Source organism: Sphingobium sp. SCG-1 (assembly GCF_002953135.1).
In the GTDB taxonomy this organism is placed as follows: domain Bacteria; phylum Pseudomonadota; class Alphaproteobacteria; order Sphingomonadales; family Sphingomonadaceae; genus Sphingobium.
In genome coordinates this window covers 3980490-3994418 of record NZ_CP026372.1, presented here as the reverse complement: position 1 = coordinate 3994418, position 13929 = coordinate 3980490, and the positions used below count along the sequence as shown (strand labels likewise).

Sequence of the window (13929 nt, the reverse complement as noted above, 5' to 3'; positions counted from 1 at the left end):
GAACGAGCGGCGGGAGGCAAATCCCCAAATTCCCTGCAGTGCGGCAATCAAGTCAGGAAGGTGTAGCCTGCAATGTGAGTGACGCGAATGCCCTGCATCTGCTCGAGTGCAGTGAGCCACTCAGCGATATGGTCGAGATCGATAGACGCGTTCAGCAACGGTGTGCCGGTGGTGTCTTTCAGCAGCACGATGTGACGACGATAGTAAGGCGTGAGCGCTGCCAACATCTGCGGCAGCGTCTTGTTGCGAAGGATCAGGCGACCGTTCGCCCAGGCGGTTTCGGCCTGAGCGTCGACGGCAGTGAGCGCGCCGAGGGCGCCGTTCACGGCGACTGACTGGCCTGGCGCTACTAGCAGTCGGCGATCGTCTCGAGAAGCCTCCACAAGTCCTTCCACGACGACCAGCCTTCCACCGTCGCCCTTTTTGGACACGTCGAACACTGTCCCGACGTCACGGAAATGCGCCTCGCCGGCATGCACGACGAAGGGCGATTCCATGTCGTGTCTCGCGCGGACCAGGATTTCACCACGCGCAAGATCGATGCGCCGCATCCCTCCGCCTATTCTCACATTCAAGGCGGTGTCACCGCTCATTACCAGCCGACTGCCATCGGACAGTGCAACGATGCGGCGCTCACCCACGGCAGTTACCTGATCGAAGCGCCCAACGGTCCAATAGTGATATCCGAACAACGCACCGATCAGAAGCGAAGCCGCGACTGGAATGTTGCGCGTGAACGCGATCATTCGCCGGCGGGACCGACTCTGCCGCTGTTGAACCATTGGAAGCGCCGTTTCCAATTGCTGCCACAATTGGCGGGCACGGTTCAGGGCGGCGAGATGATCCGGCCCTTGATCGCGCCAGCGCCGGAAATCGTCATATTCCTCGGCAGAGGCATCTCCCGAAGTCAGCCGGACGACCCAACCCATCGCCTCGTCATCCAAAGAACGGGCCTTCGCTCGGGACGCGGAATACACAAGCCTAATCATGCCGGGGAAACGATCCACACGCGAACAATCCGCATCGGTGAGGGTAGCAATCTAGCCGTTCGTGCCCATTCGTTCGCGGCAATGGCGCAATGCCCTCAATTGATATTTCTCCACCAGGCTGACGGAGATTTCGAGCTTCCGGGCGATCTCCTTATGCGAAAAACCGTGCATACGGGAGAGCAATAGTACCTGTTTGCATTTGGGCGGCAGTTCTTCCAGCGCGGCCTCGACCTGACGAAGTTCATCGCGGGAGACCGCCACGGTCTCGGGACATAACTCGACATCCTCGAACAGGACTTGCGAACCGGTCAGGATCTCGGTGCGGCGCGCCTCTACACGGCGATGGTCGATGGCAAGGTTGCCGGCCATGCGGAAAAGGTACGAGCGCGCCATCTGCGGTGTCGGGATGTCCGCGCGCACGGCGGAAAGCTTCTCGAAAACGTCGTGGCTGAGGTCAGCGGCCGTTTCGGGGTTGCCGGTGCGACGAGTCAGGTGGCGGACCAGCTCGGTACGCACGGAGGTAAAAACATGCTGCAACTCCGATAGGTTGAGCGATGCCCGGCCCCTTTCGAGAACAGGTTTGATCCCGTCAGCACTAATCGTACTCTTGCCCCGCATGTCGCGCCATCCGTTTATGGAGAATCCCTCGTGAGTCGCTACTCCAGCGCGGCCCTTCTTGCGAAGCCGCGCGTCACGTCCCTTATCTGATGACAATCCTGTTACGATTCGGCGGCATTTACAAGAATAAATTCTCAAGCTTGGCAGTCATTGAGCAATCCTGTTGCTTGCAAGGCGAAATTTTCGCAAAGGCGATCCCAATATGGATGCTGTGCGGCAGTGTCCTGCGCCTTCTTTACGCCTGAAAAAGAGAGGGGTCGCCAATGTGACCGGCCCTCTCTTTCGGTCAGCATTCAGGCGTGTTCGGAGATGAACTCCGCAAGCTTGGCTGACGTCTGTGTCCCGCCGAACCCGACATAGCGGCCCATCTCCTCACCATCCTTAAACAGGATCAGCGTTGGAATGCCCTGGATGCCGAAGCGATTCTTCAAAGCATCCTCTGCTGGCTGCTCAATGTTGACCTTAACGATATCGACCTTCCCCGCAAAGCTCGACGCAAGCGTCTCGAGCACCGGCATCATTGCCTTACACGGCCCGCACCATTCCGCCCAGAAATCGACTAGCACTGGACGTGGCGACGCCATTACTTTCGCCTCGAATGTATCGGCGGTCACATTGGCAAGATTGCCCATTGTCGTCCCTTTCTTTTGCATCGCGTGCCAGCCCGAGAATACGGGCCTGATCGGTACGCAAACGATCCGTCACAAGGCAATCCGCACCTGCGCGTGCGCCGTACGGATTCGGGCAGGCCCGCTCGTTGGAAAAATACAAGGAATTGGGAAGCGGCCTTTCGAGCGCCAAAGGAGCGAGTTTTCATGCGGGCAAGGTGGAGCAACGGATTAAAGATTGCGGGGTGCGGGCTTGCCGTGCTGCTAGTGACATCCGCGGTCTCCGCGGGCGCAGCCGGGCCGCAGGCTCCGACCATCGTGGTGACGCAGAATGATGGCATCCTACAGATCGTTGCGCATGCCGACCCGATCGTTAAAGGCGTGATGGCGCTGCTCGTGATCGCCTCGATCGCTACATGGACACTGTGGATCATGAAGGGGCGCGAATTACGTGATGCCAAGACCTGCCTGAAGAAAGATATTTGCATGATGTCCGCCGTCGGCACGCTGAAGGAGGCACGTAGCGCCAGCTATCGCGCGACTCTGGAAATGGTAGAAGTCGCGGCGACGGAGCTCCAGCGTGTCGGCCCGGCACCGACACACCGTCAAATCGAGGGCGTCGAGGAACGGGTTGCAGTGCAACTGCCCATGGTTGAGGCGCGTGCGATCCACCGGGTCCTGTGGGGGACGAGCGTGCTGGCTTCGATCGGCGCGATCTCACCATTCGTTGGGCTGGCGGGAACGGTATGGGGCATCATGAACAGCTTTATGGGTATTTCGCGGTCGCATTCGACGAGCCTCGCCGTGGTGGCGCCAGGCATCGCCGAGGCGCTGTTGGCGACCGCGATCGGCCTCGCCGCAGCAATTCCTGCGGTTCTGATCTACAACAGTCTCTCCCGCTCAATCGCGAGCTATAAGCGGCTGCTCAACGAGGTCGCAGTCCTAGCGGCTTGCCTCCTGAGTCGGGAAAGCGAACGGATCGAGGTGCAGCAGGATGCATCCGGTGCCCGGGCGCGTCCGTCGGGGCGGCCCGAGGCGGTAGTCGCGATCGCCCTCTCCACCGAAGGGCGCTGAACGATGGGCATGCGCTTGCAACATGCCGAGGAAGGCCTTGCCGAAACGCACGAAATCAACGTCACGCCGTTCATTGACGTGATGCTGGTGCTACTCGTTATATTCATGGTGACGGCGCCGCTCGCAACGGTCGACGTGCCCGTCAACCTACCGGCCTCCAATGCTGCCCAGAAACCGCCGGAAGACAAGCCCGTTTTCCTTACGCTGCAAGCCGATCTGCGCATCGCGATCGGTAATGATCGGATTGGCCGAGAACAACTTGCTTCAGTGCTCGACAGGGCAACCGCAGGCAACCGGAATGTGCAGATATTTCTGCGCGCCGACAAAAGTGTCGAATACGATCATCTTATGGATCTGCTCAATGGTTTACGCGATGCCGGATATCTCAAGGTTGCCCTTGTCGGACTTGGCTCCGGCGCCGCCGGCTAAGCCGGTGCTGTTCGTACCGGTCGAGCAACGGCAGACGCCCCGGCTGCCCGAGCCGCAACTCTGGAAGGCGGCGCTCGGCACTTCAGTGGCTGCACACCTGGCAGTCGGTGCGGCGCTGGTCTTCGGGCTGCAGCAGATCCGGCCGCCCGAGCCGACTTCGCTCAGCACTGCGATGGCCGTGCAGATTCTGCCAATGCCTTCGGCGCCCGCCGCGCCGCCGCACCAGACCCCTCCTGAGCCGGAAAAACCCAAACCAGTCGAGCAGACCAAGACCGAAAAGCTTGATCTGCCACCTATGCCCAAAGTTCCGAACGTGAAGGCCGACGTGACCATTCCACCCAAGGAGACGCCGCCCACGCCACCCAAACAACGGGCCGCGGCGCCCGCTGCAGCCCCGGCAGCGCCCGCTAAAGCAGCCGCAGCGCCAGTGCAGGGCACGCCGATACAGGGCATCGCATCAATCGAGCAGACCTATGACGCGCAGATCGTCGCCCGGCTGGAGCGTCGCAAGCGTTATCCGAGCGCCGCGATGCAGCAGCGTATGGAAGACATTGTCTATCTCCATATGGTGATCGGCCGAGATGGACACATCGTCAGTTCTGATATCGTTCGGAGTCGACGCTTCCCGGTGCTCGATGACGCCGTGCGCGAACTCGTCAAACGAGTCGATCCACTGCCCAAAATGCCGAAAGGCCTGCCGGGTGACACCTACACGGTGACGGTGCCGATCGACTTCTTCATCAACCGCGCGCGATAAGGATCAAAGAAAATCACATCCGGTTCTTACCTTGATGGCAAGCGCCTAGATTTCATGCGCAAGGTTCGCCGCCGCTATAGGTGAAGGCGAAATGAAGAATCAGATCGGCTACCTGTGCAGATGGCCAGCGTCTAGATTGCGACGGTCTGCATCACCGGCATCGGCTTGGCGCTCGCCTGCTAGAGAATGGCGGTTGCCGGTTTCGTTCGATTTCGGTTTGCCCGTTGAGCACCTACAGCGATGGGAGCCGGGGTAACGAAGGACGCTAATGAGGACTTAAGTCGAGCGACAATCGGATTTGTGTTGTTAGGCCGTGCCGCCTACTATCATCTCGTCGATGCGCACCGTGGGCTGACCGACGCCAACCTGTACCGACTGGCCAGCTTTGCCACACACGCCGTTCTCGATCGCGAGATCGCTGCCGACCATGCTGATATGCGCCAGCGCCTCATGACCCATACCGATCAGCGTTGCGCCTTGAACGGGGGCGGTGACACGGCCATCCTCGATCAGATAAGCCTCGGTTGTCGAGAAGTTGAACTGACCACTGGTGATGTCAACCTGCCCGCCTTCAAAAGCGACAGCGTAGATGCCCTTCTGCACCGATTGAAGGATCTCGGCCCGGTCGTGGACGCCGCCCTCCAGGAACGTATTGGTCATGCGTGGCATCGGCAAGTGGCGGTAGGATTCGCGGCGCGCATTGCCGGTCCGCCGCGCGTTCATCAGGCCGGCGTTCATGCGATCCTGCATCAGCCCGACCAGTCGTCCATCCTCAATCAGAACATTGCAAGCGGTCGGCGTGCCCTCGTCATCGACATGCAAAGAGCCGACGCGGCCAGGCATGGTGCCGTCGTCCACGACCGTGACGCCCGGCGCAGCGATCCGGTCGCCCATGCGTCCGGCGAATACGGATGAGCGTTTGCGGTGTGCGTCGCCTTCCAGGCCATGTCCCACTGCCTCATGCAGCAGCACGCCGGGGAAACCGGGGCCAAGCACGACCGACATCACGCCAGCCGGCGCAGGTCGCGCATCGAGGTTGACGATTGCGCGGTGAACGGCGCGGGATATCATTGCGTCAATCCGGTCATTGCCGATATCGGCCACGCCGAAGCGGCCGCCAATCGAATCGTTGCCGGTGGAACGTTTTCCTTCGCGCTCAACCTGGACGGACAGCGAGAGTTGCGTTTGCGGACGCACGTCGGCACTGAGCGCGCCGTCGCTGTCGGCGATGAGGACCGTGCGGTGGCTGACCGACAGGTTCGCCGAAACGCGCATGACCAGCGGGTCGGCGTGGCGCGCGCGGATATCGATGTCGCGCAGCAATGCAATCTTGGCGGCGGCGGGCAATGCGGTAATTGGATCAGTTGCTGGAAACAGGAAAGGCCCGGCCGCGCGGCCGACGAGATCAATACCGCCGTACATGGTAGCGTCCTGACCCTGCCGACGCATGCCGCGCACTGCATCGAGCGCGAGATCGAGCGCTTCGGCTGATATGGCACCTGAGTATGCGAAAGCGGTGCGGTCACCCTCAATACTGCGCGCGCCAACTCCCTGCATCTGTGAGAAGGCGCCCTTGGCGACCTTTCCCTCCTGCAATTGCCAGCTCTCGCTTTGCGTCGCTTCAAAATACAGATCAGCAAAGTCGCCTGAGCCGACCAGTGCCTCGACAGTGCGGCCGACTCGTCGCAGATCGACATCATTGGCATGCAGCAAGGCGTGTTCTGCGAGTGCAAGCCTGGTGTCGGCCGTGGTCATGATGCTTGTCGCCATACGATCTGTTTCCATTTGGGCGGATTCCCGGTCAGCGACCGGCAATCCGCATTGTGTCGATAAGGATGGAACCGGTGCGCGTGCCGCCGCTGCGATGCACATCCGCGCCGACATGCACAATGCCGGCCAGCATCGCGGGCAGCATACCGGCGACGGTGATATCGTCCACGGGATACACCACGGCGCCGTTCTCCACCCAAAAGCCGGCAACCGCCTTCGAATAGGCGCCAGTTACGGGATTGACGGTTCCGCCCAGCGTCTCGGTGACCCACAAACCGCGATCGAGCCGACGCAGCATCGCGCGCAGATCGTCGCCAGCTTCGGTTCCGCTGCTCTTGAGCACGAGGTTCCAAGGACCATCCGCGTTCCCGGTGAGCGGCATTTCGAGCTTGCGCGCCGAGCGCGTTGACAGGAAGTACCCCTCGATTACACCGCCGCGTACGATGGCGCGGCGCGACGCGGCAATACCCTCTCCATCGCAAACGCCGCTTGCCATTCCATAGGCTTCGGTCGGATCCTCCATGAGATCGAGGTGCGCCGCGAGCTTCTGCTGGCCGAGTGTGTCGGTTAAAAAGGTCGATTTCTGATATTGCGCCATGCCGAACAGCGCTTGCACGAGTTCAGCGACCAGCGACGACGCCACCGTTGCGTCGAGCAGTAAGGGGCAGTCGCGTGTTTCAATGCTGCGCCCGCCGAGCTTGCGTATCGCGCGATCAACCGCGGTTGCACCAATCGTACAGGGCGGCAGCAAGTCTTCGACACGCCGATCGCTCGAACTCCACGACCCCGACGCCATGCGCCCGGCACGTTCGGCGATCACCTGCGTCCCGCGGCTTTGCATAGAGGCACTGCTAGTCCGGCAGAAATCCGAGCCGATCGCCAACGCCCAGCGTCGGTCGCTACTGGAAACGTTGGCTTCGAGTATACGGACAGAGTCTTTTTGGCTGGCGATCGCGTCCCGCGTCGCCGCCTCGATGCCGCATGCGGCGTCGGCGAGCGCTGCGGCATCCATACCGCTCGGCGCATAAAGCGGTACGTCCGCCACGTCATATGCGAGCAGCGACGGATCGGCGAACTCGCTGTCGGGATCCGGCTCTACCTGCGAGGCGATGAAAACGGCGCGCTCGACCGTCGTTTTAATGGCCTCGGATGAAAACACGCCCGTGTTAGCTCGGCCGACCCGGCCATTGTCTACGATCGTGACGGTCAGCGAGTGCGATCCGTTGCGTTCCGCAGATGTAATCTCTCCGGCGGAGGCCTTCATCGCGATGCCGCCATTCTCCTGCGCAAAGGCGCTAGCCCGCCCTGCGCAGATCCGTGCAGCAAACGTGATCGCATCCTGAGCGACCTGGGCTAGCGTAGCTTCATCATGCAGCAGATACCGCGTGGGTGCGCCGGTCTCACGCGGCGGGCGCGCAGCCGCCGCGGCTTCAGAAACCACCATCCTCTTTCCAGTACGTTGTTTCGGGTCCATTGAGAACGAGTGACGCTGGTACGGTCCGCATATCGGCTGAGCGGCCCAGTTTCCGATGCGGAACCCCCAAGTCCCAGCCGTTTCAACCAGGAGACTTTTCCTTGGGGGGAACCAATGATGATACAGAACAGCTTCCGCGCCTTCGCGCTCACCGGCGTCGCCGGTCTTGCTTTGCTTTACGCGACGCCTGCCCTCGCGCAGGGCGGTCGGCATACCTTCAACGTTCCGGCTGGCACGCTCGCCAATGCGGTGGCGGCATTCAGTGCGCAATCGGGGATCAACGTCGAGGTCGCCGCGCCGGATGCCGCGACGGCACGAGTCAACGGCATCACCGGCAGTTATGCCGATCAGGAGGCGTTCTCACGCATGTTGGCCGGGACCGGGCTAAGCTGGCATTATTCGGGCGCTACCATCGTGGTCGACGGAATGGTGGCGCAGGCGCCCGCAGGTGAGCATGTGCTAAGTGCAGTGCAGGTCGAGGGTGCCGAAAGTGGCATGGCATCGCTGGATGGCTTCGGCGCAGGCGCCGGCGCGAATGGCAGCAGCGACGTCGCCGCCACCGAGGGGACGCGGAGCCTGACTACCAACGGCACCAGCGTCGCCACCAAGACGCCGACGGCGATCAAGAACACACCGCAGACCATCGCCGTCATCACCAGCGAGCAGATCAAACAGCAGAACCTGACCGACGTATATTCGGCGCTGCAGTCGACGCCTGGCATCACGCTCACCAATATCAATGGCAATGGCGGTTTACAGAACAACGTGATCCTGTCACGCGGCTTCACCGTCGACACGTTTGTCGTCGATGGTGGCGCGCCATTCAACTACCAAATCCGCGGCGGCCAGACGGTGCCAGACTTGTCCGAATACGACCGTATCGAGGTGCTCAAAGGCTCGGACGGACTATTCGGCGGCGCAAGCAACCCTGGTGGAGTCGTCAACCTGGTGCGCAAGCGTCCGCTCGATCACCGGCAGCTCACGCTAGATGGGCGGCTCGGCTCGTGGGCCGACGGGCGGGCGGAAATCGATGTAACCGGACCGATCGTCGAAGATCTTCGTGCCCGCTTCGTAGCCGCGTATCAGCGCAAGGAATTCTTCTACGATTTCGCAAAGCAGAACCTGTTTCACCTCTATGGTGTGCTGGAGCGCGATCTTGGCGACAGCACGATCATCAGGATGGGCGGTAGCTTTCATAAGGAGGACAGCAATGGCGACAACGCCTTCGGTCTGCCGCGCTATTATAACGGCGACGATATCGGTGCACCAATATCACGGAATTACTCGTTCGGATGGACCTACACGCACAATCGAAACGACGAGGAATTTGTCCAAATCGAGCATAAGTTCAGTGAAGGCTGGAATTTCAGCGGCAACGTCACCCGCACTGCGCAGAACACGAAGGCGCTACAGGCCTATTTCCAAGGTCCGGTAAGGCTAAATGGTACAGGCTTCAGCTATGGCGGCCCGCGCTATAGCGATATGCATATGAAACAGGTAACTGCCGATGGGCACCTGAACGGCGCGTTCCAGTTGCTGGGCCAAACCCAGAAGTTCTTGATCGGCGCGGATTATCAGGACTCGAAATTCTTTTACTACGGTCCCGGCCGACTGTCATCTCTCCCGTTTAGCGCCCTTAATCCCGATTTCGCGCGTTACGGCGCAAATCCTGGCATCCCCAATCCCGCCGCCGGTACGTATGACGGGCAAATTCTCACTCAGAACGCCTTCAATCACCAATGGGGCCTCTACGCCAATCTGATGCTTGAGCCGATCAAGGGTCTGCATATCAACGGTGGTTTGCGCTATAGTAATTATTATAATTCAAACTATTCATATTCGCCGATCTATTTCACATTCTTACCGGGCATTCCTTTAAGCGCTCCTCCGGTTGATACCGAAAACAAGTTCACCAATGTTCTTACGCCGACCGCCAGCATCGTCTATGAAATTTCGAAGACCTTCTCGGTCTATTTCAGCTATTCTGAAATCTACAAACAGAACGGCGCGCTCCTAACAAACGACGGCACGCTTCTGCCGCCACTGAGCGGCGTGACCATGGAAGGCGGCATCAAGGCAGCTTTCGCCGACGGCAAGCTCAACGCTTCACTCACCGGCTTTTCCGTCAAGGAGGATAACATCGCTGTTTTCGTCGGATCGGGTACCACGACGACGCAAGGCTTCTGTTGTTATGCATCGAACGCTGGTCAAACAAACACTGGTATCGAACTGCAAGTGTCGGGCGAAGTGGCGAAGGGATGGCAGGTCAATGCCGGCTACACCTATATTCATCAAGACTACAATGCCGAGTATCGCGAACTCTTTACCAGCGGGCTGCCTTTTTCGAACTCACAACAGCCTGAGCACCAGATCAAGCTTTGGAGCGCCTACACGCCAGTCTGGGAGCAGCGCTTTACACTGCTGGCCGGCCTGCGGATGGATAGCGATCGATACACTGCGGGATCAGCCTGCCTCGCCAACACCGTGGCGATAACCTGTCCTGTCCCGCTCACGCCGTTTCAGTTCACGCAGTCACTCTACGCCATCGCAGATATCGGCCTGCAGTTTCGCCCGGACGAGCGCTGGACGCTCGGCGTGAATGTCACCAACATCACCGATAAACGCTATTTCGCGACGGCAGGCTCCATTCAAAACAATAATTTCTATGGAGAGCCGCGCAAAGTGCTGTTTTCGCTGCGCGGGGTGTACTGACCCCATGCCGGCCGGCGCGCGACATAGGCACGTGCCGGCCGCCGCTCTCATATCTCGTCGCCCGGCAACGGCATGGCCGTGGTATGTTTGATCTCTTCCATCGCGAAAGCCGCCGATACATCGATCAGCCGGACCTTGGCGATGAGCTTCTTGTAGACCCGGTCATAATGCTGGATGTCGGCCACGCGCAACTTGATGAGGTAGTCGATCTCTCCCGCCATCCGGTAGAATTCAACAACTTCGGGAAGGCTGCTGACGGCTTCGGCAAATTCGGCGAGCCATTCGGCCGAATGTTCGGCAGTGCGGACGGTGACGAACACGTTCGTGCCAACGTCGAGCATCCTTGGATCGAGCAACGCTACCCGCCGTGTGATGAGACCACGATCTTCGAACTGCTTGATCCGACGCCAGCAGGCGTTGGTGGAAAGACCGACCTCCACGCCAAGATCCTGGGCGGTGCGTGTCGCATCTTCCTGCAGGATCCGCAGCAGCTTGATGTCTGCTTCATCAAATTTCATTTCGATTTCTCCCAGTCATTGCCACCGTTATCCCAAATTCCGGAACAATCAAGAGAACGCATTTTATGAATGTCACAGAATACGCAGTTTCGTCCAGTGATGATGCGGCGTGGGTGCGGCATGCCGTGGGTCAGCTCGAGGCCGATAACCGGCGGACGGCCGACACTCATCTCATCCGTCTGCCGCTGCTGCGGTTCGAAGGCATCACCCTTTACCTGAAGGATGAGTCAGTGCATCCAACGGGGAGCCTGAAGCACCGTCTCGCGCGTTCGTTGATCCTGTATGCGTTATGCAATGGCTGGATCGGCCGCGACACCGTGCTTGTCGAGGCGAGCAGCGGTTCGACCGCCGTCTCAGAGGCATATTTTGCGCGCATGATTGGCCTGCGCTTCATTGCGGTGATGCCGCGCTCCGTTTCTTGCGCAAAGATCGGCGCTATTCGCAGCCATGGGGGCGAAGTCTATTTCGTCGACAGCCCGACCGCCATCTACGCCGAGGCCGAACGGCTCGCGCGAGAGACCGAGGGCCATTATCTCGACCAGTTCACCTATGCGGAGCGCGCGACTGACTGGCGCGGCAACAACAACATCGCCGAGAGCATCTTCTCGCAGATGGCGCGGGAGCAGAATCCTGTGCCAGCATGGATCGTCTGCGGCGCAGGCACAGGCGGCACAGCAGCAACGATCGGGCGCTACATTCGCTACGCACGCCACGACACACGGCTATGCGTGGCGGACCCGGAAGGCTCGATCTTCCACCGCCATTATGGCGATCGCAGGATACGATCGCTGCCCGACGGCTGCACCTCCTGCATCGAAGGCATCGGCCGACCGCGGGTCGAGCCGTCCTTCCTGCCGCAACTGATCGACCATATGATCCCTGTTCCCGACGCCGTCAGTATCGGTGCCATGCGCGCGATCAGCGAACGCCTGGCGCGGCCTGTAGGTGGTTCGACTGGGACGAACATCGCCGCCTGCTTGCAAATTATCGCACAAATGGCTGCCCGAGGCGAAAGCGGCTCCCTCGTTACGATCTTGTGTGACAGTGGGCAGCGTTATGCCGACACGTATTTCGACGACGATTGGCTAGCCGCGCGCGGCATAGCTTGGCAACCCTATGCTGAGCGTATGTCAGCGCTGCTAGATGACCGTCCGGAGGACGATCTCTCCAGGCACATGTCGGCCTTCGCCGCTTGATCCTTGATGCAGCTTTCCCAATCCAACGCGTGCGGGCAGCACACATGCAATCTTGAACTCCGCCATTTCCGTGGACTGGCACTCAAACCTCGCTTGGCTGCCTTCCTCTGCTCAGGAGCACTTACTCAGCAGCCCTGGCGGAAACTTGGAAGTACTTAGACTTAGCTGATGTCGACGACGCGAGACAATCGTTACGCTCTAATGGTGTCAGAACGTTCTTTGATGGCTCCAAAGGATCGCTGAAGTATCTCCATCTGAAGCCTAAGCTCTACCAGGAGGGATAGAACCATGCGACGGCATCCTGGCTAAAGTTGCTCAGGCGGCCGTGGTTTCGAGCGAAGGACCCTTCGCCGGCAAGGAGGCCGCAAGCTTGCAGCTGAGTGAAGGCAAGCTGATCGCGCCAGACGGGACGGCTGAGCCGCTGGAGCAAGCTGTCAGCCGCGTTACCAAGGGGCCGCTGGAAGTTTATGCCGAGCATATCCCACAGGGCCTACCACCGGCATCGATGGAAAAGGTCTATCAGGGCTAACCGCCGATGCTGCGCGGCCAGTCGCGGGAAGGCGTGCGCGCCTATACCTTCGGCGCGCAGTTCGTCGAAGTTCGCATCCACCGCCTTACCTGTGAAATACGCGTCCCGCGTATGGTGGGTGCCTTCGCCAGCGGCACCATCGTCAATTCACTGACGGCGCACAGCCAGTATATTGGCGGGATGATTTGGGGCTTGGGCGCGGCACTGGAGGAGAAGACCGAGATCGATTTGGCCCACGCGCGATACGTCAATGACAATATCGCCGAATATCATGTGCCGGTGAACGCGGACGTGTCTCGCGTGACGTAATCATGGTGCCGGAAACCGACCGGCAGGTAAATCCGCTTGGCATCAAGGGTGTTGGCGAGATCGGCATCGTGGGTATGAACGCGGCGATCGCCAACGCTGTTTGGCACGCCACTGGGTGCCGCATCCGCAAGCTGCCGATTCGTATTGAAGATTTGCTCTGATAAACTCCGACACACAAAGCTGACAATCCGATTCTGAGAACAGAAAAATGACTGCTGGACGTCTCATAAGGGTCGGCTCTCCTTTAAAGCGTTCTTCCAGCGGCCATCATGGCCACAGGAGTTCTGTTATGGGATTATCAGAGTTTGATCCCGCCGCTCGCGAGCGGGTATCGTGGAACGCCGGGCGCAAGGTTGGTGCGAAGCGAGCGCTCAAACCCGTCAGATCTGGGCGATCCGCTTCTTTCTCGACCAACATGGGCGGGTCCGGGACCGGGCCCTCTTTGACCTCGCCATCGACAGCAAGCTGCACGGATGCGATTTGGTCAAAGTCAGGATCAGCGACATCGTTTGCGATCGGAAAATTCGAACCAGGGGGACTGTTGTTCAGCAAAAGACCGGTCGGCCAGTTCAGTTTGAACTGATGGATGATGCTCGCGCCAGCCTGCTCAAATGGCTGGAGTTGAGGAGCGGATCCCTCGAAGATTTTGTGTTCCCCAGCCGTACTGATCACGCGGCTCACATAAGTACAAGGCAATATGCTCGCCTCGTCGATGAGTGGGTCAAGGGAATCGGCCTACCCAGTGAGGATTATGGCACTCACTCTCTTCGACGCACCAAGGCATCAATCATCTACAAAGCTACCGGGAATCTCCGTGCCGTCCAGATCTTGCTTGGACATACAAAGATCGAAAGTACGATCAGATACCTTGGGGTAGATGTGGAGGATGCTTTGACGCTGGCGGAGGGCACCGAAATCTGAGATTGCCTGGCTTCTTGCCGGCGCA

14 protein-coding genes and 1 pseudogene are annotated in these 13929 nt (G+C 59.7%); 9 read left to right on the top strand and 6 right to left on the bottom strand.

What is annotated here, in order from left to right:
- Positions 1 to 47: 47 nt before the first annotated feature.
- From C1T17_RS18455 to trxA, 3 genes are all read right to left on the bottom strand, one after another.
- Positions 48 to 989, bottom strand: coding sequence for a FecR family protein (locus tag C1T17_RS18455; protein ID WP_104954688.1), 942 nt, complete (start codon positions 987 to 989; stop codon positions 48 to 50).
- 51 nt (positions 990 to 1040) lie between these two features.
- Positions 1041 to 1607, bottom strand: coding sequence for an RNA polymerase sigma factor (locus tag C1T17_RS18450; protein WP_104954687.1), 567 nt, complete (start codon positions 1605 to 1607; stop codon positions 1041 to 1043).
- Positions 1608 to 1900: 293 nt separating this feature from the next.
- The gene (gene trxA / locus C1T17_RS18445; RefSeq protein WP_223262691.1) at positions 1901 to 2260 is read right to left on the bottom strand and encodes a thioredoxin; all 360 of its coding nucleotides are present in this window, start codon (positions 2258 to 2260) and stop codon (positions 1901 to 1903) included.
- A 162-nt stretch (positions 2261 to 2422) separates the two neighbouring features.
- Between trxA and exbB the strand changes: the two genes are divergently transcribed.
- The 3 genes from exbB to C1T17_RS18430 are packed head-to-tail and all read left to right on the top strand — an operon-like array spanning position 2423 to position 4475.
- A complete protein-coding gene (gene exbB, locus C1T17_RS18440) occupies positions 2423 to 3289 on the top strand; it encodes a tonB-system energizer ExbB (protein WP_104954685.1) in 867 nt (288 codons plus the stop codon).
- 3 nt (positions 3290 to 3292) lie between these two features.
- Positions 3293 to 3718 carry a TonB system transport protein ExbD gene (gene exbD / locus C1T17_RS18435; protein ID WP_104954684.1) on the top strand — a complete coding sequence of 142 codons (426 nt, stop codon included), beginning with the start codon at positions 3293 to 3295 and terminating at the stop codon, positions 3716 to 3718.
- A 4-nt stretch (positions 3719 to 3722) separates the two neighbouring features.
- Positions 3723 to 4475 (top strand): energy transducer TonB, encoded by a 753-nt coding sequence (locus C1T17_RS18430; protein WP_189338421.1) that lies wholly within the window; start codon positions 3723 to 3725, stop codon positions 4473 to 4475.
- A gap of 306 nt (positions 4476 to 4781) precedes the next feature.
- Here the strand turns inward: C1T17_RS18430 and tldD are convergent, their stop codons facing one another.
- A complete protein-coding gene (gene tldD, locus C1T17_RS18425) occupies positions 4782 to 6260 on the bottom strand; it encodes a metalloprotease TldD (RefSeq protein WP_223262690.1) in 1479 nt (492 codons plus the stop codon).
- 16 nt (positions 6261 to 6276) lie between these two features.
- Positions 6277 to 7689, bottom strand: coding sequence for a TldD/PmbA family protein (locus C1T17_RS18420; protein ID WP_189338420.1), 1413 nt, complete (start codon positions 7687 to 7689; stop codon positions 6277 to 6279).
- A gap of 144 nt (positions 7690 to 7833) precedes the next feature.
- Between C1T17_RS18420 and C1T17_RS18415 the strand changes: the two genes are divergently transcribed.
- Positions 7834 to 10431, top strand: a complete 2598-nt coding sequence (locus C1T17_RS18415; protein ID WP_104954681.1) for a TonB-dependent siderophore receptor — start codon at positions 7834 to 7836, stop codon at positions 10429 to 10431.
- Positions 10432 to 10478: 47 nt separating this feature from the next.
- Here C1T17_RS18415 and C1T17_RS18410 read toward each other — a convergent pair whose 3' ends face one another.
- On the bottom strand, positions 10479 to 10955 hold the full coding sequence (locus C1T17_RS18410; protein ID WP_104954680.1) for an Lrp/AsnC family transcriptional regulator: 477 nt from the start codon (positions 10953 to 10955) through the stop codon (positions 10479 to 10481).
- A gap of 59 nt (positions 10956 to 11014) precedes the next feature.
- Here C1T17_RS18410 and C1T17_RS18405 point away from each other — a divergent pair, with 59 nt between their 5' ends.
- The 5 genes and pseudogenes from C1T17_RS18405 to C1T17_RS18390 all read left to right on the top strand — a co-directional run bounded on the left by C1T17_RS18405 (position 11015) and on the right by C1T17_RS18390 (position 13904).
- Positions 11015 to 12145: a PLP-dependent cysteine synthase family protein gene (locus C1T17_RS18405; protein ID WP_104954679.1), complete on the top strand. Its 1131-nt coding sequence runs from the start codon at positions 11015 to 11017 to the stop codon at positions 12143 to 12145.
- A gap of 370 nt (positions 12146 to 12515) precedes the next feature.
- On the top strand, positions 12516 to 12674 hold the full coding sequence (locus C1T17_RS21435; protein WP_189338419.1) for a hypothetical protein: 159 nt from the start codon (positions 12516 to 12518) through the stop codon (positions 12672 to 12674).
- A 6-nt stretch (positions 12675 to 12680) separates the two neighbouring features.
- Entirely contained in the window at positions 12681 to 12983 is a 303-nt protein-coding gene (locus C1T17_RS18395; RefSeq protein WP_223262689.1) for a molybdopterin cofactor-binding domain-containing protein, read from the top strand.
- Positions 12984 to 12985: 2 nt separating this feature from the next.
- Positions 12986 to 13144, top strand: coding sequence for a hypothetical protein (locus C1T17_RS21825; RefSeq protein ID WP_223262688.1), 159 nt, complete (start codon positions 12986 to 12988; stop codon positions 13142 to 13144).
- 128 nt (positions 13145 to 13272) lie between these two features.
- Positions 13273 to 13904, top strand: a pseudogene (locus C1T17_RS18390) (tyrosine-type recombinase/integrase).
- Positions 13905 to 13929 lie beyond the last annotated feature (25 nt).